Here is a 19,043-nt window from a genome sequence, read left to right as displayed (position 1 = left end):
GTTAGCGGAATCTGAAGTAGCCGCCGATGGCCAGGGCGGCCACGAGCGCGACGCCGATAATCGCGGTCAGTGGCGAACTGCCACCGCCGGAGTTGGTCACAGAGACGGGCAGTCGGTACGTGTCGGACACCGGCGTATCTCCGTCCGGCTCCTCGTACTGGAAGTCGAGCGAGACGGGATAGTTCTTCGTCATCGCGGCACCGCTCGCGCTGATACCGAACTCGATGGTCGCTGACTCGCCCTGGTCGAGGCTCTCGACGTACGCCTGGTCATCCGACACTGAGATGGGGTCTTCAGTGAACAGCTTCGCTTCGATGTCGGTTAGCCGCTCGCCCGCGTCGTTGGTGATCGTCACTTCGAGCGTGTTCGACCCGCCGACGTTGACAGACGCGTTCGTCGTCTCGACGATGAACTCGTCGGCGCTGCCGCCGACGCTCTGCCGGACTTCGAGCGTATCGCTCTCGCGGCTGTCGCCCTCGCTGTTACGGTAGTTGGCGACGAAGTCGAACTGCCGCGGGCCGGCGTTCGCGTTGTCCGACACTTCGGCGTCGAACGAGACGGTCGCCGACTCGCCCGGTCCGAGATCGCCGACCGCGTACTGGGTCTCCTTTGGCGAGATGTTGTCGTTGTCGCTGGCCCAGTTTAGGACGACGTTCCGAACCGTTCGGTCGCCAGTATTGGTGAGTGACGCCTCGATGGTCCCGTCGTCGCCCGCCTGAAGTGTCGATTCAACGTCCCCCAGCTCGAAGGACTGTTCGGGCTCTGGCCGGATTCCGAGTGCGATATCGTCGTCAGCGCCGCTGTCGCCCTCCGGATCCTTGTAGCCGACCGTGGCTGAGATCGCATAGCCTCTGACGGACGCATCCTCGCTGGCGGACGCGTCAACGCTGACGGTGCGAGTCTCTCCGGGTTCCCACGTCCCGATGTACTGCTCGGCGGAGTCGGACTCGCCGAAGGCGATTTCGCTGCTCTGTGAGCGCAGGGAGACCGTGGCATCTCTGACAGCCACTGGCCCGTCGTTGTGGAGCGTGACGTTGTAGGTCCCCGAATCCCCGACGGCGACGTCACTGTCGACGCCCCGGACGCTGAACGTCTGCTCGCGGGCAGGCGTAATACCGAGCGAGGAGGCGGACGTACTCTTTCGTACCCCGTCCGTGTCGTCGAAGTCGACCTGAAGGTCGAACTGGTACGGTTCGGCTCTGGCGTCACCGCTCGCACCGACGCGGTACCGGAGCGTCCGCTGTTCACCAGCCTCCCAGGTGTCGATGAACCGGGAGCTACTGGTGTCGCTCCCGACTGTGAGTTCAGGGTTCGTCGATTCCAGCGTTACCGAGGCTTCCCGGGCCGGTTCGTCACCAGTGTTCTCGACGGTGACCGCGACCGTCCCGACCGAGTCGACGCGTGCGCCGGAGTCGACGTCCACCACGTCGAAAGCCGCGTCGTCGTCGATTTCGAGTTCGAGTTCGATCCGTTTCGTCGTTGTCTCTTCGTCTCGTGCCCCGTCGTTTTCGGAGATATAGCTCGTGTACTCGTATTCGACGATGACAGGGACGGTGTAGTCGCCGGGACTTGCGTCGTCATCGACGCTGATGTCGAATGAAATGGGCTGTGTCTTCCCTTCCGGGACGGACCCGACGGCTTGCTTGCTCGTTGTCACCGTAATCGGGGCGTCTCCGTCGTTGACTTTGACTGTGGTCCCGCGAGCGGTCGTTACTTCGCTGCTCCGAACGGCCTGTGATGTCGGACCGGAGTCGACCGTCCCGCTGTTGACGAGCACAACGTCGAGTGTTGTTTCTTCACCGGGCGTAACGGTGTTATCGACGAACGTTGCGTCGAAGTCGGGACTCCCGGTCACGGCGCCGATCGCCGTTCCGGACGCCATGAGCAATGCGACAACAGCCAGCGTCAGTAATGTTCGTGGTTTCATGCGTAGGGACACTTCGGACATTTCTTGTCGTTGTTTCTGTCCGGAGCGGACGTCATGTCTGGGTAGTCGGGATATGTACCCACATACGTCTGTGCAGACTCCCGCCCGAACCGTGTATATCGAACGAACGTTCGGTCGCCTATCAACGTTGTGGTTCAGTAACAGTGGGAAGATATTTACAGCCCGAACGAATATTCGGTCGGGATGAGTGATGGAATTCCGTTTGCCGGGGAGCCGGCGGACTCGCACGAGGCGATAATGCGAGCCACGTTCCGCGCCCTCCGGGAATACGGGTATGCCGGACTTTCGATACAGCGAATCGCGGACGAGGCCGACCTCAGTAAATCGACGTTCTATCACCACTTCGATGGCAAGGAGGACCTCCTGCTGTCGTTTCAGGAGTTCATCCTCACGGAATTTAACCGCATCTTTCAGATCGAATCGACCGGCGACCCCGAGCAGGACATCAAGACGTTTGTCAGCCTTGTTCTCGACGATTTTCCCGACTGCGTCGAAACGCCGGAAAAGAACGCCGTGCTCGGTTCGTACGTCGAGATGCGCGCCCAGGCCGTCCAGAACCCGGACTTCCGCGAAAAGTTCACTGAGACAGACGAACTGTTCACCCGGCAACTCGTACAGATCATCGAGGACGGCATCGAACAGGGGGTCTTCGCCGATGTCGATCCCGAGACAGTTTCGCGGTTTATGATCACGATACTCGACGGTGTGATTCTTCAGAGCGCAACACGCAACGACAACCCTGTCGCCGAGATTCGGGACACTATCGACGAGTACATCGAAGAGACGCTGCTTCTCGGCGTTTAGCTTCGGCAGATAGACTGGTACGTCTCTTTCAACTCCTCGAGATCATCGTTCTCGGCTTGCAGCACCCACTCCAGCTCTCTGGCACGCTCTTTCAGCTCCGTATACTCGGTGCTCGATTCCAGTTGTGACGCGGACTTTTCCCGTTCCAGCACGGAGAGCTTCGACGAAATCCGGAAGTACTCGTCGAGTCTGTCGTCTTCCTGAGGCCTGTCGAGATGTTGATCGAGCGTCGACAGGAGCGTCGACTGGTCGACCGGCTTCTGAAGGTAGTCGTCGAAGGGCATCTCCAGAATGTTCAGGTCGGTATCGACCGCGGTCAGCATATCGTCGTCTACGACGAGTGCTCGCGGCGGCCCACCTGTAGTTCTGGACACAGTATTAAACCGTTATAGGGCTGGCAACTGTATATGTTTTATCGGCAGCCGCCTCTCGAAAAGCGTTAACCGATAGCCCAGTGAGTGTACACTGATGAGCAAGTCGTCGGCGGACACAGGCGGTCGACACCGTCTTGGCAGCCTCGCGGCCGTGGTCGGCTGGATAGGGGCAGGCGCGGTCGTGCTCGCCACCGTCGCGCTGGTGGTGCAGTCAGTGTTCTCACTCGGGCTCTCGAAACAGGTCACTGTCGGCCTCGGTCTGGCGCTTGGCGGCGGACTGGGCGGCGTCTCCTACCTTCTGGTGACTGACTCGCCCGGCGAGACGACCGACGAAACGATGACAGTGTCGGCAGATGCCAAGCAAACACCGGAGCCACAGCCGGTCGACCTCTTCGACGGGCATCCGGACCCGGTGTTGTACTTCGCCGATGAAGGTCACGGCCCGGTCGTGCGTGCGGCAAACGACGCGTTCGGGACCGCGTTCGACGTGCCGTCCGACCGGCTCAACGGGACAGCCCTTTCGGAAGCACTGCTCGTGGCTGGTATCGATGAAGTGGACGCCGAGACGGTCAGCACAGCTGACCTTGATGTCGTCGCCCTCTCGACGGCACCCGACGAACCGAGGCAGTTTCGACTGCGGACGGCTGGTGCCCCATCCAGCGGCTACCTCCTGCTTACACCGCTGGGGACAGCGGGGGATTGAACGGCCGAACGCCGCCCGCACGTCGGCGGCGTAACGGAACTTTAAAGATTCCATCCCGGCGAGATTCTGGATAGGAATGCTCGCGTCACCGCTGCAACTCATCGATAGTTTCCTGCTGAACTACACCATCGGTGATGTCCTGCTACTCGGCTTTGTCGGTGGGCTCGTCGCAATTCTCCCGCAACGGTCGCTCCGGATGCTGGGGCTACACACGATTGCGCTGGGCGCACTGCTCGTGATTACGCCGGCGTCGGCGATGGAACCAAACAGCGGGAGCGTCCTTGCGTCGGCGTTCCAGTACAAACTGTTTGGGCTGGTGTTGCTCGTCCTCGCGCCGGTGCTGTACGCCGTCGGTCGGCGTTAGGCCAACTTGTCCAGTGCGGTGAAAAAATCAAGCGGGGGTCCGGCAAGCCGGACCGGTTCGCCCGCACGCGAGATTGTAATTCGCTCCGGCGGCACTACGTCTTTTCTCACTCGCCCGTCACTGACGACGACGCCGCTGTCGGCGTCCGTGAGTTCGATGGCGATTTCGCTGTCAACGTCGACGACCAGCGGCGGCGTCCCCATCTCGTCTGCCATCCCCGTGATGATGAGACCGGCCACGTCGGGATGGACGAGCGGGCCGCGTTCGCTGAGGTTATACGCCGTTGAGCCGGTGGGTGTCGCCACGAGCACGCCGTCGGCGTGGCCGGACGTGTACAGCGAGTCGTCGACGTACACGTCGAGCGTGGCCCCGCCGCCGTGGCCGCGGCGCTCGCCCTGGACGACGACTTCGTTCAGCGCCGGCGAGAGCTCCCACTCGTCGCCGCTGGCCTGGAGCCGCGGCTTGGCCCGTGTCCGGGCGCTGCCGGTCTTCTGGATGTGTTCGACCTCCGCGACAACCGTCTCGACGGCTTCTTCGGGTGCGATAGCGTTCAGAAAGCCGACTTCACCGAGATTGACGCCCAGTATCGGTGTCGACCCCGCGCCACGGGCCGCGTACAGGAAGGTCCCGTCGCCGCCGATGCTCACGACGAGGTCACAGGCGGACATCTCTTCGACTGGGGCCGAATCAGGCACAGCAGCCTCCCACGCGTCGTGGTCGCCTAACGCGCCGGCCGTCGTTTCGTCCACGACGACGGCCGCCGACGTGGCGCGCAGTCGGTCACACAGTGTACTCGAAAGCGACATGGCTCGGTCGTTGTCCCGCTGTGCGACGATCCCGACAGTCATTGCCGGACGTTCCCGCCGACCGTATATAAACCCTCTACGACGGCACTTATATCCGTCCCGACGCGTATCCCCTTCCATGAGCCGTTCGTGTGGCTGGTGGTCGTGCGTATGAGCGAGGACGACAAGTCCGACGACGACTGGTTCGAAAGCGCACTGGACGACGAGGACGGCGACAGCGGACCGGTGGAGGCCGACGACGCTTCGGCGACACCATCCGAGAGCGACGCCGCGGAATCGGCATCTACCGACACCGGGCCGTTTGAGGGCGATAGCGACGACGGCGAGCGCAGTGGTGATAGCAGTCCGTTTGCTGACGACGGTGGCACCGCGTCTGGCGGGGAGAGCAGCCCGTTCGACGACAGCAGTGGAGACCCTTTCAACAGTGAGGGTGGGTCCGCCGATGTCGAGTCCTCCGGCGACGACAGCGGCGGACTCTTTGACGACGACTTCGCCACTGCGTTCGAATCTGCCGGCAGCGGTGACGGTGACAGCGGCAGCGACTTCGAGGCGGAGTTCGAGTCCGACATCCCGCGGGTCGACATCGGTATCGAGGGTCTCGACCAGATGATTCAGGGTGGGGTCCCACAGCGTCACCTCATCGTCACCATCGGTTCGGCCGGAACCGGGAAGACGACGTTCGGGCTCCAGTTCCTTCACCACGGCCTCCAGAACGGGGAGAACGCGGTGTTTCTGACGCTTGAACAGTCTCACGACGCGATACTGGACACCGCCGGCGACCGCGGCTGGGGGTTCGAAGAGTACGAAGAACAGGACCAGCTAGCAATCGTCGATCTTGACCCGGTCGAGATGGCAAATAGCCTTGACAACATTCGTGGTGAGCTACCGGCGCTCATCGAGAAGTTCGGCGCTGACCGGCTGGTACTCGACTCCGTCTCGCTGCTCGAGATGATGTACGACGACCAGTCCCGGAGACGCACCGAAGTGTTCGATTTCACCCGGTCGCTGAAACAGGCCGGCGTGACGACGATGCTCGTCTCTGAGGCCAGCGAGAGCAACCCCTTCGCGTCCAGACACGGTATCATCGAATACCTGACCGACGCCGTGTTCATCCTGCAGTACGTCCGGTCCGACACCGGCGAGACGCGACTCGCCGTCGAGATACAGAAGATACGGAACGCGAACCACTCGCGGGAGACGAAACCTTACGAGATAACGAACGACGGGATCTCGGTCTACCAGCAGGCAAACATCTTCTAAGCCGTCGCCGTTCCGACCGACTCCGGTTCGTCACGGTCGTCGAGAGCCGCGTTGTAGCCACCAGCCCAGAGGTCCGTCGCCACGACCAGCACGTAGAAGGTGGCGAACGGACTGAGAATTACAGCGACGAGCGAACCGAGGAACGGAATCACGTTGAGTAAGTTCACCACGACGTTGACGGCGATGAACAGCGCAATCGAGACCAGCCACGGTGTTGCGTACTCCGGGGACAGGACCAGCGTCCGCAACGTCCCGAAATCGAACCCGGCTCCGAACTCGCCGGTACAGGCGAAGTGGATGATGCCTGCCGTCGCCACGTAGCCAAACACCAGCGACAGGACGAACGATATCGCCAGCCCGCCGAAGAGGCCGGCCAGGCCCGCGCCCGCCCCGGCACGGGTCCCGGTTGCTATCGCGAACAGGCTGCCGCCGACGGTCACCCCGAACACGACGAGCGGGACGAGCATGTACACGATGCTGATGGCCCAGGCCTTGAGCCCGTCAACGAGCAGTTCGCCCCAGTCTTCGAACGCCGGTGGCTGTGTCGCTCCGTCGGCCCGTTCGCGGACCGCCTGCACGAGATAACCGTACACGAGTATGACTGGAACGACGAGGAACGAGAGCAGGCTGAGGACGCCGCCGATGAGGATGGTTACGGTCCAGTCGTCGTCTTCCATTGGATATCTGAGTGTATCTTCGAGCGACTCCATGGCCATTAGTCACACTCAACACAGTTAGTTACAGACACCTTGCCGGGGTATTCGCTCGGCTTACCGCGGGACTGCGATGTGTCGACTTCAGCACTAATCCTCAGCAATCGCACCAGCTTGCGGAACCAATAAATCACAACCGGGCGACAGGTGGGATATGGTACTACTCGTGCCCTTTGACGGCTCGGCCCTGTCGAAAGCCGCGCTAACGCGGGCGATGGAGTTCGCGGGCTACCGCGACGAGGATGTCACTGCACTGTCTGTTATTCCGAACGATGCGGCATACGCGCGTGAACAGGGCTGGGTCGACGACCCCGAGGAGTTCGACGTCGAAGCTATCGCCGACCGGATGCGAGAGCAAGCTGAGTCGGTCGCCCCGACGGCGTCGTTCCGCTACGAGGTCCCGGAAGACGTGAGTTCGATGGGGTCAACGACGACGGATATCACTCGGACGATCAGAGAAGTCGCTCACGAGGAGGGGGCCTCCATCGTGTTCATCGGCAGTGAGAACGCTGGACGGGTGTCGACGCCGGTCTGTAGTGTCGGCTCACCGGTGTCCGAAGACCCGCAGTACGACGTCCATATCGTCCGACACTCGTAGCGCTATCTGACGACGGTTACAGGCACAGATGCCCGTCTGACGACGATTTCGGCAACGCTGCCCAGCAGGATGCGGGACATCCCCGAGCGGCCGTGACTCCCCATGATAATCTGGTTGATGTCGTGGTCGTCCGCGTACTCCACGATGACCTTCGTCGGTCGTCCGACCTCGATGACGTGTTCGACAGAGTCGACACCGGCCTCGGTCACTTCCGATTCAAGCTCGTCGAGCAGGCTCTCTGCTGTGGCTTTCTGTTTTTCGTACCACTCCTCGGAGAAGGAGGGGATCGATGCCTCCGCGCTGTAGCCGGCCTCTGCGGGGTTGATGACGTGTAGGAGAACGATGGTCGCGTCCGGGTGTTCCTCGGCTGCGAACTCACAGGCAACTGATGCTTGATCTGAGCTGTCAACCGGAACGAGGATTCGCTTTGCCATACGACCACTTCCGCTGGGGCCGATTTGAATCTTCGGCCCCCTGCAATCGGCGCGTTGGTCTGCGGTCTCTCAGTCCCGCCCGTGGCGAGTCACACAGGTCGACAGGCCGATGAGTTCCACCGGCTCGGAGTTGTCGGGCGAGTAGACGACCCGCTGGCCTTTCTCCATGTAGGGGACCTTCGATTCCAGATTGCTGGGGATGTTCACCGCCGAAATTGCGTCTTCGTCGCCGAGATTGAGCACCATCGTCGTGTTTATCTGCTTGAACACCGGATCGGCGATGTCTTGTGGGTCCTGCGTGATGAGGTACAGGCCGAGGCGCTCCTTGCGGCCCTGTTTGGCGGCCTCGGTGAACTTCCCGATGACCTTGCGGCCCTGCACGCTGTCGGCGTCGGTGAGGAAGTTGTGGGCCTCGTCCATCCCCAGCACGAGCGGCGTCTCCTTGATGCGGTCGTAGTCCGGGTCGTTCGAGAGCTTCTGGTCGATGAGTAGGCTGGAGACGGCCAGCACGATGGTTGAGGCGGTCCGGGAGTCCGTGATGTGGTACGTCGGGATGACCGTCAGGCCGCCGTCGCGGACGAACTGGGAAATCTGGTCGGTGATGGGGCGGGCGTCCTGGTCGAAGACCGCGCCGAAGCCCTGCACGCGGCGCTTGACAGCGTCGAACGTGGCCTCGTGGACGTCGCCCGCCTCGTCCAGTTGCTCCTTGAGCGCGGGGTCTCCGAGGAAGGTCCGGAAGTCGCTGTAGGTCCCGCCCTCGCCGTATTCGCGCTCGAACCGCGGGAGCAGTGTGTTCACCAGCGCGCCGTACTGGTTGTCGTTCAGGCTGGACCCGGCGATGAGCCATGGGTTGTCGTGGACCAGCGAGAACGGGATGGTGAACTCCACCTGCTCGGCGCGGTGGTGGCTGGCGTTGTAGTCGGCCCCCGCGACCTTCGGGACGAACGCGATGGTGTCGTCGTGGCCGCCGTAGGCGACGCCCTCCCGTTCACAGCGGCGCTCGAATTCGTCGGTCATCGCGGGGTTGTCGTCGTGCATCTGGGCGTACTCGTCCTGGGGGTCGAACTGGACGACGGCGAGTTCGGGCGTCCGGCCGTCGCCCATCTCGTAAGTCCGCCCGAGGTACTGCCGGAGGACGTTCTTGGAACTGTGAGTCTTCCCGGACCCCGTCCCGCCGGCAACGAGGGTGTGCCGGAACACGAGCGGGTCACCGGCGTCGTAGTCGTCTTTCAGCCGGTAGTCGATGGTCGGCGGCTCCGCGGCGGTGCGGACCTTTTCGCCGCCGACGGCGAGATGGCCCAGAAAGACACCGTCCTCGGGAATCTTCAGACCGGTCTTGATCTCGGATTTGTCGGTGGCCTCCCGGACGACGGTTTCGGGTTTTGGCACCCGGTCTGTCATCCGCCGCTTGAGGTCGCCGCTGTCGCCGGCACCGCCGGCTGCTTGCGACGTCTCCGACGTCGCGCCGTCGCTGTACAGCACTGCGACCGGCTCCAGTTCCGCGATGAACTTGAAGTCCCGCTCGTCGATGCCCCGCTCGCGCATCGCCCGCCGGGCGTGGATTTCGGTCGCGTCGTCGGCGTGAAACTCCTGTGCGTACTCCAGGGCCTTGATGCGACAGAACAGCCGCTCGCCGTCGGGGTACGGGACCAGCAGATACGTTCCGATGCGCAGGCGCGAGCGGTTCCGCGCGGTGACATACGCCCGCAGGACCGTTTCCTCTGCTTCCTCGCTGATTCGGAGGCCGCTCGCTGCCGAGAGGACACCGAGGCCGGTGTCTGTTCCTGCCGGCGTCACGTCTATCTCTTCAAAATCGGCATCCGCAGCTGGTGCTGTCGGATTGGTGCCCTCTGTCGCGTCGACAGCCCGGTCACCGTCGTCGGTCGTCTCTGACGACTGTGCGGCCTCGTCGTCGGCCGCCGCGTCGTCGCCGTCGAAATCAGTGAAATCCCCGAGGTCGGACATACTCCAGTTCAGGGTAGCCGGGGATTAACACCTTTCCCCAGCGGTATGAATGTGAAACCTTACCCCGGTGGCTGTCAACGAACGCATATGAATCCGACGCGGGTGATGTCTTTCAATGTGCGGTACGACACCGCCGGAGATGGGGTAGACGGGTGGCCCCACAGGCGGCGGCTGGTCGCGGGGATAATTCAGTATCACAACCCCGCTATTATCGGGCTGCAGGAGGCGATGGCCCACCAGCTTCGGGAGCTAGAGGTGTTGCTGGACGGCTACGAGTGGGTCGGTGATCCGCGTGACCCCGTCGACGCCGGCGGGGAGCACACGGCTATCGGCTACCGGACCGACCGCTTCGACTGCGCGGCCACGAACACGTTCTGGCTCTCCGAACAGCCGGCCAAGCCGAGTAGCGTCGGTTGGGACGCCGCCTATCCCCGCGTAGCAACCTGGGCGCGTCTCCGCGACCGCGACACTGGTGAGGACTTGCTGTGCCTGAATACGCATCTGGACCACCAGGGGACCGCCGCGCGGACCGAGGGAATCGAACTGGCGCTCGACCATCTCGACTCCGTCGCTCGGGACGCGCCCGCGGTGTTGATGGGTGACTTCAACTGCGTGGTCGGCGAGCCGGCCTACGAGCGCGCTACGAGCCACGAACTCCCCGACGGCCGAAATCTCGTTGACGCCCGCGACACAGCGACCGTCACCCACGGGCCGACGACCAGCCGGACCGATTTCCACGAACTGCTCCCCGAGATGGGCATCGACCACGTGTTCGTTACCGAGGACGTGGCCGTCGACACCAGGGCGGTCATCGCCGACCGCGACGACGACCACTACGGCTCCGACCACTTGCCCGTCGTGGTCGACTGCCGACCCTGAGCCGGGGGAGAATCTTTTGCCGCTGGGGCCCCTACATGTGAGTATGTTGCTTATTCGGGGGACGGCAGGCGGGACGGCGCTGACCGGGACGCTGTACGAACCGGGCGAGGAGCCGCCCGAGTTCAACGGCGCGCCGGACGAGGGGACCCCCTACGTCTGGGTCTGTGACGCCTTCTACGAGGTCGAAAGCGGCGGTCAGGTCCAGTCCATCGGCGACCGCGAGATCCGAATCGCCTTCGAGTCCCCGATGCCCCGCGGCTTCGAGACGCGCGATGCGGCCATCGACGCGGCCAAGGAACACGTCCGAACCCAGTTCGCCCGACTCGGCGTCGCCGGTGAGACAGTGGATGTCACTGTCCAGCAGGCCGAGACGGCATAACTGCGCGGGCCTGTCGGAAGCCCCGTCCGTTTTCTGAGTCAGCGAACGACCGGTGAGTTATACCACGGTGCCGGGTGAACCCACTGCGCGTGGCCGAGGACCCGTCCCCGACTGAGGTGTTTGCCCTCCTCGATGACGAATACGCTCGCGCACTCCTTGCAGCCACGAGTCACAGATCGATGACTGCAACTGAACTCAGCAACGATTGCGACATGTCACTCTCGACCGTGTATCGCCGTCTCGGCGCGCTTGAGGACTGCGGCCTCGTCACTGCTCGAACGCAAATTGCGGATGACGGGCACCACGTCGACGTGTACGAGGCACAGATGGACGAACTCACGGTGTGTCTCACCGAAGGGACCTTTGACGTGAGTCTCTCCGTCGAGTCAAAAACACACGAGTTCGCCGACGCGCTGGTCGACCTCTGGGAGGGGCTGTAATGGAGGTTGCCGGCCTCTCCGCCGACACGTGGATTACCGTGAACACTGCGTTCCACCTCGCACAGACGGGGGTCGGACTGCTTATCGCTGCGTTGGCGCTCGTTGGTTACCGTCGACGGCGGACCCGCTCCATACTCGCACTGGCTATCGGAATCAGCCTCCTCACCTTCGTCTCGTACCTCGTTACCCTGAGTGCCGTGCAGGTCCTCCCACGAATGGTGTTTCCCCTTCCGGGCACTCTCACAGAACTCGTCGGTCTCCTTGTCTTGCTTTACGCTATCGTCTTGGCCCGCCGCGACTAGCCACTTCAGAACGATTCTTCGACGGCGCCCCACCGGATATCGTTGTACTCTCGTTCGCGGTCAGTCTCGAACGTCCGCTCGATGCGGCGGGTGAGTTCCTCGCTGCCCTGCCGGTCGATTTTGGCGAGCTCGTCGGCCTTCCCGATAGCCAGTGGCGGCCCCTGCTCTCGGGCCACGTCGTGGAGTATCTGCCGCGTGAGCTTGGCCCGGCACTCCGGGTCCTTGGTGAAGGCATAGGGGGCCTCGACGCGGAACACGAGGTCGGACCGGGGGTCGTAGAGAACGAAAAACGTCACCTCGTAGGCCTCGGGGTCGAGCGACCGCTCGATGCCCAGCGCGTCGCCGTCGGCGGCCATGATGCCGTCGGTGCCGCCCCGCGAGCGGAACCAGTTTGTCGCAGTGAGACAGTCGGTCTGCCGGTCGCCCCCATCGTCACGGCGCTCCAGTATCCGGCGGAAGAAAGCGGTGTCGTTCACCCACGGGGCGTTCGTTTTTCGGCGGAGGGCCCGCGTAAGGGCCTTCGTCGAGGAGTTTTTGATGAATCCGACCATCGGAACGTCCCGCTCGACGAACCGCTCGACGAGGTCGACGTAGTTGTTTACCACCGTCTTCGGCCGGTCGTCCTCCGCGAGCAGGTCGGCTAGTTCAGTGTCGCGGTCGGCCCATCGGAGCACGCCGGTCGGGTAGATGGGGCCATCGAGGATGAACAGGTCCTCGACCACATCGGCGTTTGTCAGCGCGTGCTGGCTCTCTGCGAGGTACAGCGCCAGGGCGTGGACGACCCGCTGTTCGTAGCGGTCGACCTGTGGCACGTCGAGGACCCGTCGCTTGGCGTAACCGCGGTCCCCACCCTGCCACTCGCCGCCGAACCCCAGTGTCGCGTCGTTCGAGTGCACGGCCATGATGATGGTCCGGCCCCGGTGGAGTTCGATGTCCGAGGGCACACTGCCCATCGCCGCCTGTGCCACGTCCAGTACCAGTCCGTTCTTGAACGTCGTCGGATTAATCGTCCCCGAGTCCAGGCCGTGCTGGGTCGGGAACGGCGGGTCCACCAGCGCGATGTCTTCAATCGGAACCTTCCGGCGGCGCTGCTCGTCCAGCGGCTCCAGAATCTTCGTTCCGTCCTGCCACAGCGGATCGAGGAAACTGTCCCACACCTCCTCTGCGGCCGCCTCCTGGTCGCTCGTCTCGACGGTCTCGCGCACTTGCCCGGCGAGCTTGGCGATGCCGTCGACGTGCACCGGGTCCAGCGTCATGCCCGTGGGTTCGCCGGGACGGACATAACCCTTTGGTCACTCGCCAATTCGGTGGTTACTCCTTGCCCGACTCCTCGCGAAGCAGGCGCTCGATGGCCTCGGCGATCTCCTCGTAGGACTGCATCGTCAGGCCGTCCGTGGTGATGAGCACGCCCTGTCGCTCGGTCGTCGCCCGCAGGAGGTAGCCGTTCGAGAACGCACGGACGGTGAAACGGTAGTCGCCCAGTTCGGACTCCTGGTAGGCGTTTTTCGTCTGCTTGTACCCCTGCCACTCGTGGCCGACGAAGTCGTTGAGGTCGGCGTCCTGTTCGAGGTCGTCCCGAAGATAGAGCTGCTCGAAGTTCGCACGTGTGAAATACGTCACTGAGCGAAGCGAGTCGCCTGTCGCTGTCCGGGCCGTCGTAACGATTGCGTCGGCCAGGTCGTCCGAGAGAATGTTCCGAGTCATGCCCGACCGAAGGCGGGCCACCCTCTTAATTTCAGGGTTCCCGATACCAGCAACGATAGCAGGGGAATAGCACCACCAGTGCTGCCGAATTTCGCATCATCGACCGTCACGTTCGGCGCTGACCGACAGTGTATTACGCCGGTCGCGTGACCCACCGGGTATGGACGTCGGACTCATCATTCTGGACGGCTGGGGGCTGAACCCGGACGACGATGTGCGGGACGCCGTCGCCGCCGCCGACACGCCGAACTTCGACCGCTACCGAGACGCAGGCGCAGCGTCGACGCTTGCAACCCACGGCCGCCGGGTCGGTCTCCCGGAGGGCCAGATGGGCAACTCCGAGGTCGGCCACCTCAACATCGGGGCCGGCCGCGTCGTCAAGCAGGACTCCGCCCGTGTCAGCGACAGTATCGCGCGCTCCCGGGGCGAATCGCCGCCCGACGACGCCGCACAGGACCCGCCCTTCTTCGAGAACCAGACGCTACTGTCGGCCTTCGAGTACGCCGAGGACCACGGCGGCCGGGTCCACTTCATGGGCCTCGTGTCGGACGGCGGCGTCCACTCGTATCAGGACCACCTCCACGCGCTCATCGAACTCGCCGGCGAGCGCGGGACCGACGCCGTCTCGCACGCCTTCACCGACGGCCGCGACACCTCGCCGACCGGCGGTGAGGGCTACCTTGCCGACCTCGAAGCCCACGCCGAGGCACACGGGACGGGCCACGTCGCCACTGTCTGCGGGCGCTACTACGCGATGGACCGCGACCAGAACTGGGAGCGGACCCGCCGGGCCTACGACGCCATCGTCCATCGAGAGGGCGACCACCACGCCGACGACGCCGTCACGGCGGCCACCGAGTCGTACGCCCGCGACACCACTGACGAGTTCATCGAGCCGACGACCGTCGGCGACCACGCTGGCCTCGAAGACGGCGACTCGGTCGTCTTCTTCAATTTCCGGTCGGACCGCGCCCGGCAGCTCACCCGAATGCTCGGCGATATCCGCCCGGACGCCTGGGGGGCCGACACCGAGCCGCCGGACACCCGGGTGGTGACGATGACGCAGTACGACGAGACGTTCGACCTGCCGGTCGCCTTCCCGCCGAACCAGCCCGAGGACGTGCTCGGCGAGGTGCTTTCTGCAGCCGGAAAGACGCAGATTCGGCTGGCCGAGACGGAGAAGTACCCCCATGTCACGTACTTCCTCAACGGCGGCCGCGAGGTCGCGTTCGACGGCGAGAGCCGCGAAATTGTCGACAGTCCCGACGTGGCGACCTACGACCTCCAGCCCGAGATGAGCGCGCCGGAACTGGCCGACACCGCCATTGAATTCATCGAGACCGAGGACCCCGACGCGATGGTCCTGAACTTCGCCAACCCCGATATGGTCGGCCACACCGGCGACTTTGACGCGGCGGTGACCGCCGTCGAGGCCGTCGACGAGCAACTGGGCCGCCTCGTCGAGGCGATTCAGACCGCCGGCGGGCACGTGCTGGTCTGTGCCGACCACGGGAACGCCGACGACATGGGGACCGAAGACGACCCGCACACGGCCCACACGACCAACCCCGTCCCCTTCATCTATCTGTCTCCCGACGGGACCGCTGGCGGACGGACTGCACGCGACGGCGGGACGTTGGCCGACCTCGCGCCGACGATGCTCATGCTCATGGGTATCGACCAGCCGGACGCGATGACCGGGACGCCGCTGGTCGAGTAGCGGGCGGCGCAATCACGCTAGTTTTCGACCAGTGAGAGATACTGCGGTGGCACGCGGGCAGTCGTGTACGTCTCGGTCCCGCGCTTGACAATCCGCCGGTCGTCGGCCTGCATCGCCGCGGCGTCGACGACGAACACGACAGGGTCGGCGGCGTGGCGACGCCCCACCTCGCGGGCTGTTGCGGCGGATTCGGAGAGGTGGACTCGCTGGCGGCCCATCGGCTTGAGCCCGGCTTCGCGTATCGAATCGGCGTTCTGCGGGGCGGTTCCGTGGTACAGCGTCGCCGGTACGGGGTCGTCGGTCGCGTCGAGAGTTACGCCGACGGAGTGCCCGTACGCCGCCCGGACCCGGCCGCCAGCGGCTGCCGCGCTCGACTCGTCACTGGTTCCCGTCCGCTCGAATCGCCCTTTCGGGTCCGTGGCGAGAACGCCGGCCAGTGCCTCACCATCGGCCCAGTCGTACCGCCGCTTGACTGTCTCGCGGAGGGACGCGACATCCGTCCACCCCGCTTCGTCTACTTCGATGCCTGCATCCTCGGGGAAATGCCTGAGCGCGCCCGAGACGAACTTCGAGAGCTGTCGTCGCCGTCCACCGTCGAGAACATGGCTGCCTCCTCTGTCACAGACCGGACACGTGTCGCCCTCGAAGAAGCCGTCCTCGGGACACCGACGGACTGCGTCTGGCATGGGTAGGGATGCGTCGTGACCACACAAAAGCACCGGGTGGCCGGACGCGACGCCCCGGTATCGACAGTTTGCGCCACTGCCCTGTGGATTCATCATTACCTGCCGACAATCGGAGACATGACAGTTGCCGAACTGGAATATTTCGGGATGCTCCAGATGGACAGCGAGGACATCGAAACGACCCTCGAGCGGAAAAGTGTCGGCGTGCTCGGTGTCCCGACCGACTCCGCGCCGCTACTGCGCCCGCTCAGCTTCTGGTACGACGGCGACGCCGCGCTCTACTTCGTCTACGTCCTCGGTACCGACAGCCGGAAAGTGACGGCGAGCGACGACGCTGCTATTGCCCGGTTTCTCGTCTACGACATCGAGACGACGTTCAACTGGCGCAGCGTCCTGCTGACGGGTTCCATCGAGCGCATCCCCGACGACGAACGCAGAGCAATCGAAGAACAGATTGACACCTCCTGGAAGCCAGACGTGTTCGAACGCGCGGCCGAGACGGAGGCGACGGCGCTGTACCGGTTCCGAATCGACGACCGAGCCGGTATCAAGCAACTCGAACTCCCGCACGAACTCAGAACCGAATCCTCGTCGAGTCGGCCGGACTGATCGCTTCAGCCCGTTCGGAACGAGAAATCGAGCGTTGGCGCGGAGTGGGTCAGCGACCCCATCGAGATGATGTCCACACCCGTTTCGGCGTACGCCGGCACGTCCTCGACTGTGATACCGCCGCTGGCCTCCGTGAGTGCATCGGCGTCGGCTGCCGTCACGAGGGTGACCGCGCGCTCGGTCTCGGCGGGGGCCATATTGTCCAGCAAGACGATGTCTGCGCCGGCTTCCGCGGCTCGCGGTGCATCTGCCGGAGCTTCGACCTCTACGTCGAGTTTCGTGGCGAAGGAGACCCGCTCGCGGAAGTGTTCGACGGCCTCGACAAGTCCCAGCTCGGCAATGTGGTTGTCCTTGACCATCACCATGTGTGAGAGGTCAAGCCGGTGGGTGTCGCCGCCGCCGGCCGCTACCGCTCGCTTCTCGACGCCGCGCAGTCCGGGGGTCGTTTTTCGCGTGCCGGCGATGCGAGGCGTGGAATTCGTCGCAGCCGATGCCGCCGCATCGACGGCGGCCCGGGTCTTCGTTGCCACGCCCGAGGCGTGGCCGGTGACGTTCACCGCGACGCGTTCGCCGCGCAGCACCGACTGCGCGGGGCCGTCGACGCGAAGCACCACGTCTCCGGCGTCGACGGCAGCCCCGGAGTCGACCGCTGTCTCAACCGCACAGTCTAGATACTCGAACACTGCAGTGGCAGCGTCGAGACCCGCAACCACGCCGGACTCCTTGGCTACCAGTCGTCCCTCAGTCGTGCCGGGCACGTCGTTGGTCACGTCGTGGTGGCCCACGTCTTCCCGGAGCCATCGCTCGATGTCGCTGTCTGCGAGCATCAGTCGGCTGTGGACTCCGGCGGGTCCTCGCTCGCGTCCACGAGATTGTGCGTGCCGACGCTCTCTTCGTTTTCGGCGGCGTGGCGCGCGATCAACAGGGCGGTGACGCTGGCGTGGCGGAGTTCGTACAGCGAGCGGCTGGTCCGCGTGCGGACGTACGCATCCACTTCGCCCTTGAGCCGGCGGAGGACGGCCATCGCGCGCTGGAGGTCCGCGGGGTCGCGCACGACGCCGACATAGTCGTCCATCACCCGGGTCAGCCGCTGGAACTTGTCGCTGGCGAACCGCTTGGGCAGGTCCGGGTCGCGTTCCAGTAGTTCCGGCGCTTCGATGGGCTCCGGTTCGGCCCCGGCCGCGTCTTCGCCGGCGCGCAGACCCCAGACGAGTCCCTCAAGGAGGGACGTACTGGCGAGTCGGTTCGCGCCGTGGACGCCGGTCCGGGAGCACTCGCCGACGGCGTAGAGTCGGTCAAGCGTCGTCCGGCCGCGGTCGTCGACGGAGATGCCGCCACAGAGGAAGTGCTCGGCAGGGGCGACCGGGATTCCCTCGGTCCAGTCGACGCCGTGGTCCTCACAGCGCTGTGCGAGGTCGGGGAACTCCTCTGCGAAATCGAGTGGCGAGACGTCCAGCGTGACCTCGCCGGTGGCCTCTCGCTCTGTTTTGACTGCCCGGGCCACCACGTCGCGGGGCGCGAGTTCGGCGTCGGCGTGGTAGTCTGGCATGAACCGCTCCCCGTCGCCGTTACGGAGCAGGCCGCCCTCACCGCGGACAGCCTCGCTGACGAGGAAGGCCACGTCGCCGTCACGCTCGCCGCCTTCCTGTACGCATGCGGTCGGATGGAACTGCACGTATTCCATGTCCTCGACCTCGGCCCCGGCGAGTGCGGCCATGCCGATGCCGTCCCCGGTGGTGTTATCGGGATTCGTCGTCCGCGGGTAGAGGTCGCCGATACCGCCGGTCGCCAGGACGACGCTGCCGGCGAAGTAGGGGTCGACCTCGCCGTCGGATTCGAGCATCGCGCCGTGAACGCGGCCCTCGTGGCGGATGAGTTCCAGCGCGGCGGTGTCGTCCAGAATCTCCACGCGGTCGTGGTCGTCGAGGTAGTTCAGGAACGGGACGTGGATGTGCTTGCCCGTCGAGGCATCGACGTGGAGGATGCGGTCCTCGCTGTGGGCGGCCTCGCGGGTGAAGTCGTGGCCAGACTCGTTCTGGTCGAACTCGACATCCAGCGTCTCAAGCAGCACGTCCTCAACGGCTTCGTTGGCGTTCTCGACTAGCACGTCGACAGCGTCGGGGGCGGCGGTGCCGTCGGAGGCGGCCATGATGTCCTGTTTGAATTCCTCGGGTGTATCCCGAGAAATGGCAATGCCGCCCTGTGCCCACCAGGATGAGGACCCTTCGGGGCGGGTGGCCTTCGTGGCGAGCGTCACGTCGTCGCCTTCGCGGGCCGCAGCGAGCGCAGCTGCCAGTCCGGCGATACCGGAGCCGATGACCAGCACGTCCGTCGTAATCGGGTCGTCCGTCATGG

22 protein-coding genes are annotated in these 19,043 nt (G+C 64.3%); 11 read left to right on the top strand and 11 right to left on the bottom strand.

From position 1 onward, the window contains the following. Nucleotide 1: 1 nt before the first annotated feature. A complete protein-coding gene (locus tag D3D01_RS02760; protein ID WP_101349330.1) occupies nucleotides 2–1,927 on the bottom strand; it encodes a COG1361 S-layer family protein in 1,926 nt (641 codons plus the stop codon). Nucleotides 1,928–2,131: 204 nt separating this feature from the next. Here D3D01_RS02760 and D3D01_RS02755 point away from each other — a divergent pair, with 204 nt between their 5' ends. Further along, nucleotides 2,132–2,752, top strand: a complete 621-nt coding sequence (locus D3D01_RS02755) for a TetR/AcrR family transcriptional regulator (protein WP_101349331.1) — start codon at nucleotides 2,132–2,134, stop codon at nucleotides 2,750–2,752. Here D3D01_RS02755 and D3D01_RS02750 read toward each other — a convergent pair. Further along, nucleotides 2,749–3,126 carry a HalX domain-containing protein gene (locus D3D01_RS02750; protein ID WP_121511154.1) on the bottom strand — a complete coding sequence of 126 codons (378 nt, stop codon included), beginning with the start codon at nucleotides 3,124–3,126 and terminating at the stop codon, nucleotides 2,749–2,751. The genes D3D01_RS02755 and D3D01_RS02750 overlap by 4 nt on opposite strands. Before the next feature lie 94 nt (nucleotides 3,127–3,220). On the opposite strand from D3D01_RS02750, the gene D3D01_RS02745 reads away from it, so the two are divergent. After that, entirely contained in the window at nucleotides 3,221–3,829 is a 609-nt protein-coding gene (locus tag D3D01_RS02745; protein ID WP_101349333.1) for a hypothetical protein, read from the top strand. A gap of 76 nt (nucleotides 3,830–3,905) precedes the next feature. After that, nucleotides 3,906–4,193 carry a hypothetical protein gene (locus D3D01_RS02740; protein ID WP_053966276.1) on the top strand — a complete coding sequence of 96 codons (288 nt, stop codon included), beginning with the start codon at nucleotides 3,906–3,908 and terminating at the stop codon, nucleotides 4,191–4,193. On the opposite strand, the gene D3D01_RS02735 is transcribed toward D3D01_RS02740, so the two are convergent. Then, nucleotides 4,190–5,041 (bottom strand): NAD(+)/NADH kinase, encoded by an 852-nt coding sequence (locus D3D01_RS02735; RefSeq protein ID WP_121511153.1) that lies wholly within the window; start codon nucleotides 5,039–5,041, stop codon nucleotides 4,190–4,192. The two genes, D3D01_RS02740 and D3D01_RS02735, sit on opposite strands and share 4 nt — an antisense overlap. A 108-nt stretch (nucleotides 5,042–5,149) precedes the next feature. Between D3D01_RS02735 and D3D01_RS02730 the strand changes: the two genes are divergently transcribed. Beyond that, entirely contained in the window at nucleotides 5,150–6,259 is a 1,110-nt protein-coding gene (locus D3D01_RS02730; protein WP_101349335.1) for a KaiC domain-containing protein, read from the top strand. On the opposite strand, the gene D3D01_RS02725 is transcribed toward D3D01_RS02730, so the two are convergent. Continuing rightward, entirely contained in the window at nucleotides 6,256–6,969 is a 714-nt protein-coding gene (locus tag D3D01_RS02725) for a DUF4013 domain-containing protein (RefSeq protein WP_101351400.1), read from the bottom strand. The genes D3D01_RS02730 and D3D01_RS02725 overlap by 4 nt on opposite strands. Nucleotides 6,970–7,126: 157 nt before the next feature. Between D3D01_RS02725 and D3D01_RS02720 the strand changes: the two genes are divergently transcribed. Further along, on the top strand, nucleotides 7,127–7,570 hold the full coding sequence (locus tag D3D01_RS02720) for a universal stress protein (RefSeq protein WP_121511152.1): 444 nt from the start codon (nucleotides 7,127–7,129) through the stop codon (nucleotides 7,568–7,570). 2 nt (nucleotides 7,571–7,572) lie between these two features. On the opposite strand, the gene D3D01_RS02715 is transcribed toward D3D01_RS02720, so the two are convergent. Both D3D01_RS02715 and D3D01_RS02710 read right to left on the bottom strand, forming a co-directional pair. Then, nucleotides 7,573–8,004 (bottom strand): universal stress protein, encoded by a 432-nt coding sequence (locus tag D3D01_RS02715; RefSeq protein WP_101349337.1) that lies wholly within the window; start codon nucleotides 8,002–8,004, stop codon nucleotides 7,573–7,575. A 69-nt stretch (nucleotides 8,005–8,073) separates the two neighbouring features. Beyond that, complete coding sequence (locus D3D01_RS02710) at nucleotides 8,074–9,969, bottom strand: ATP-binding protein (protein ID WP_121511151.1); 1,896 nt, start codon at nucleotides 9,967–9,969, stop codon at nucleotides 8,074–8,076. Between the two features lie 87 nt (nucleotides 9,970–10,056). Between D3D01_RS02710 and D3D01_RS02705 the strand changes: the two genes are divergently transcribed. From D3D01_RS02705 to D3D01_RS02690, 4 genes are all read left to right on the top strand, one after another. Then, complete coding sequence (locus D3D01_RS02705) at nucleotides 10,057–10,848, top strand: endonuclease/exonuclease/phosphatase family protein (RefSeq protein WP_121511150.1); 792 nt, start codon at nucleotides 10,057–10,059, stop codon at nucleotides 10,846–10,848. Between the two features lie 43 nt (nucleotides 10,849–10,891). Next, nucleotides 10,892–11,227, top strand: a complete 336-nt coding sequence (locus D3D01_RS02700; protein ID WP_101349340.1) for a hypothetical protein — start codon at nucleotides 10,892–10,894, stop codon at nucleotides 11,225–11,227. Nucleotides 11,228–11,316: 89 nt separating this feature from the next. After that, on the top strand, nucleotides 11,317–11,667 hold the full coding sequence (locus D3D01_RS02695; protein WP_121511149.1) for a winged helix-turn-helix domain-containing protein: 351 nt from the start codon (nucleotides 11,317–11,319) through the stop codon (nucleotides 11,665–11,667). After that, a complete protein-coding gene (locus D3D01_RS02690) occupies nucleotides 11,667–11,969 on the top strand; it encodes a hypothetical protein (protein ID WP_121511148.1) in 303 nt (100 codons plus the stop codon). The genes D3D01_RS02695 and D3D01_RS02690 overlap by 1 nt, the downstream gene beginning before the upstream one ends. A gap of 5 nt (nucleotides 11,970–11,974) precedes the next feature. Here the strand turns inward: D3D01_RS02690 and D3D01_RS02685 are convergent, their stop codons facing one another. Together D3D01_RS02685 and D3D01_RS02680 are read right to left on the bottom strand one after the other, a co-directional pair. Next, nucleotides 11,975–13,225: a DNA double-strand break repair nuclease NurA gene (locus tag D3D01_RS02685; RefSeq protein WP_121511147.1), complete on the bottom strand. Its 1,251-nt coding sequence runs from the start codon at nucleotides 13,223–13,225 to the stop codon at nucleotides 11,975–11,977. A 55-nt stretch (nucleotides 13,226–13,280) separates the two neighbouring features. Beyond that, entirely contained in the window at nucleotides 13,281–13,673 is a 393-nt protein-coding gene (locus tag D3D01_RS02680; RefSeq protein WP_053966265.1) for a hypothetical protein, read from the bottom strand. A 160-nt stretch (nucleotides 13,674–13,833) separates the two neighbouring features. On the opposite strand from D3D01_RS02680, the gene gpmI reads away from it, so the two are divergent. Continuing rightward, nucleotides 13,834–15,393, top strand: coding sequence for a 2,3-bisphosphoglycerate-independent phosphoglycerate mutase (gene gpmI, locus D3D01_RS02675; protein WP_121511146.1), 1,560 nt, complete (start codon nucleotides 13,834–13,836; stop codon nucleotides 15,391–15,393). Between the two features lie 17 nt (nucleotides 15,394–15,410). On the opposite strand, the gene D3D01_RS02670 is transcribed toward gpmI, so the two are convergent. Further along, the gene (locus D3D01_RS02670; RefSeq protein ID WP_121511145.1) at nucleotides 15,411–16,079 is read right to left on the bottom strand and encodes an RNA 2'-phosphotransferase; all 669 of its coding nucleotides are present in this window, start codon (nucleotides 16,077–16,079) and stop codon (nucleotides 15,411–15,413) included. 117 nt (nucleotides 16,080–16,196) lie between these two features. Here D3D01_RS02670 and D3D01_RS02665 point away from each other — a divergent pair, with 117 nt between their 5' ends. Further along, entirely contained in the window at nucleotides 16,197–16,688 is a 492-nt protein-coding gene (locus D3D01_RS02665) for a pyridoxamine 5'-phosphate oxidase family protein (protein ID WP_121511144.1), read from the top strand. Between the two features lie 5 nt (nucleotides 16,689–16,693). Here the strand turns inward: D3D01_RS02665 and nadC are convergent, their stop codons facing one another. Both nadC and D3D01_RS02655 read right to left on the bottom strand, forming a co-directional pair. Beyond that, nucleotides 16,694–17,515, bottom strand: a complete 822-nt coding sequence (nadC, locus tag D3D01_RS02660; RefSeq protein ID WP_121511143.1) for a carboxylating nicotinate-nucleotide diphosphorylase — start codon at nucleotides 17,513–17,515, stop codon at nucleotides 16,694–16,696. After that, a complete protein-coding gene (locus D3D01_RS02655; protein WP_121511142.1) occupies nucleotides 17,515–19,041 on the bottom strand; it encodes an L-aspartate oxidase in 1,527 nt (508 codons plus the stop codon). Before D3D01_RS02655 ends, nadC begins: the two co-directional genes overlap by 1 nt. Between the last annotated feature and the right edge of the window lie 2 nt (nucleotides 19,042–19,043).

Source organism: Haloarcula sp. Atlit-7R (genome assembly GCF_003666065.1).
In the GTDB taxonomy this organism is placed as follows: Archaea; Halobacteriota; Halobacteria; order Halobacteriales; family Haloarculaceae; genus Haloarcula; species Haloarcula taiwanensis.
The sequence above is the reverse complement of the archived record's forward strand: the minus strand, read 5'-3'. Positions and strand labels throughout refer to the sequence as shown.

Bases quoted from the DNA above. Each gene is read 5' to 3' on its own strand.
- D3D01_RS02725 (WP_101351400.1), bottom strand. From the start codon at position 6,969: ATGGAGTCGCTCGAAGATACACTCAGATATCCAATGGAAGACGACGAC.
- nadC (WP_121511143.1), bottom strand. From the start codon at position 17,515: ATGCTCGCAGACAGCGACATCGAGCGATGGCTCCGGGAAGACGTGGGC.
- D3D01_RS02760 (WP_101349330.1), bottom strand. From the start codon at position 1,927: ATGAAACCACGAACATTACTGACGCTGGCTGTTGTCGCATTGCTCATG.
- D3D01_RS02730 (WP_101349335.1), top strand. From the start codon at position 5,150: ATGAGCGAGGACGACAAGTCCGACGACGACTGGTTCGAAAGCGCACTG.
- gpmI (WP_121511146.1), top strand. From the start codon at position 13,834: ATGGACGTCGGACTCATCATTCTGGACGGCTGGGGGCTGAACCCGGAC.
- D3D01_RS02700 (WP_101349340.1), top strand. From the start codon at position 10,892: ATGTTGCTTATTCGGGGGACGGCAGGCGGGACGGCGCTGACCGGGACG.
- D3D01_RS02740 (WP_053966276.1), top strand. From the start codon at position 3,906: ATGCTCGCGTCACCGCTGCAACTCATCGATAGTTTCCTGCTGAACTAC.
- D3D01_RS02720 (WP_121511152.1), top strand. From the start codon at position 7,127: ATGGTACTACTCGTGCCCTTTGACGGCTCGGCCCTGTCGAAAGCCGCG.
- D3D01_RS02670 (WP_121511145.1), bottom strand. From the start codon at position 16,079: ATGCCAGACGCAGTCCGTCGGTGTCCCGAGGACGGCTTCTTCGAGGGC.
- D3D01_RS02755 (WP_101349331.1), top strand. From the start codon at position 2,132: ATGAGTGATGGAATTCCGTTTGCCGGGGAGCCGGCGGACTCGCACGAG.
- D3D01_RS02655 (WP_121511142.1), bottom strand. From the start codon at position 19,041: ATGACGGACGACCCGATTACGACGGACGTGCTGGTCATCGGCTCCGGT.
- D3D01_RS02680 (WP_053966265.1), bottom strand. From the start codon at position 13,673: ATGACTCGGAACATTCTCTCGGACGACCTGGCCGACGCAATCGTTACG.
- D3D01_RS02715 (WP_101349337.1), bottom strand. From the start codon at position 8,004: ATGGCAAAGCGAATCCTCGTTCCGGTTGACAGCTCAGATCAAGCATCA.
- D3D01_RS02685 (WP_121511147.1), bottom strand. From the start codon at position 13,225: ATGACGCTGGACCCGGTGCACGTCGACGGCATCGCCAAGCTCGCCGGG.
- D3D01_RS02710 (WP_121511151.1), bottom strand. From the start codon at position 9,969: ATGTCCGACCTCGGGGATTTCACTGATTTCGACGGCGACGACGCGGCG.
- D3D01_RS02705 (WP_121511150.1), top strand. From the start codon at position 10,057: ATGAATCCGACGCGGGTGATGTCTTTCAATGTGCGGTACGACACCGCC.
- D3D01_RS02745 (WP_101349333.1), top strand. From the start codon at position 3,221: ATGAGCAAGTCGTCGGCGGACACAGGCGGTCGACACCGTCTTGGCAGC.
- D3D01_RS02690 (WP_121511148.1), top strand. From the start codon at position 11,667: ATGGAGGTTGCCGGCCTCTCCGCCGACACGTGGATTACCGTGAACACT.
- D3D01_RS02665 (WP_121511144.1), top strand. From the start codon at position 16,197: ATGACAGTTGCCGAACTGGAATATTTCGGGATGCTCCAGATGGACAGC.
- D3D01_RS02735 (WP_121511153.1), bottom strand. From the start codon at position 5,041: ATGACTGTCGGGATCGTCGCACAGCGGGACAACGACCGAGCCATGTCG.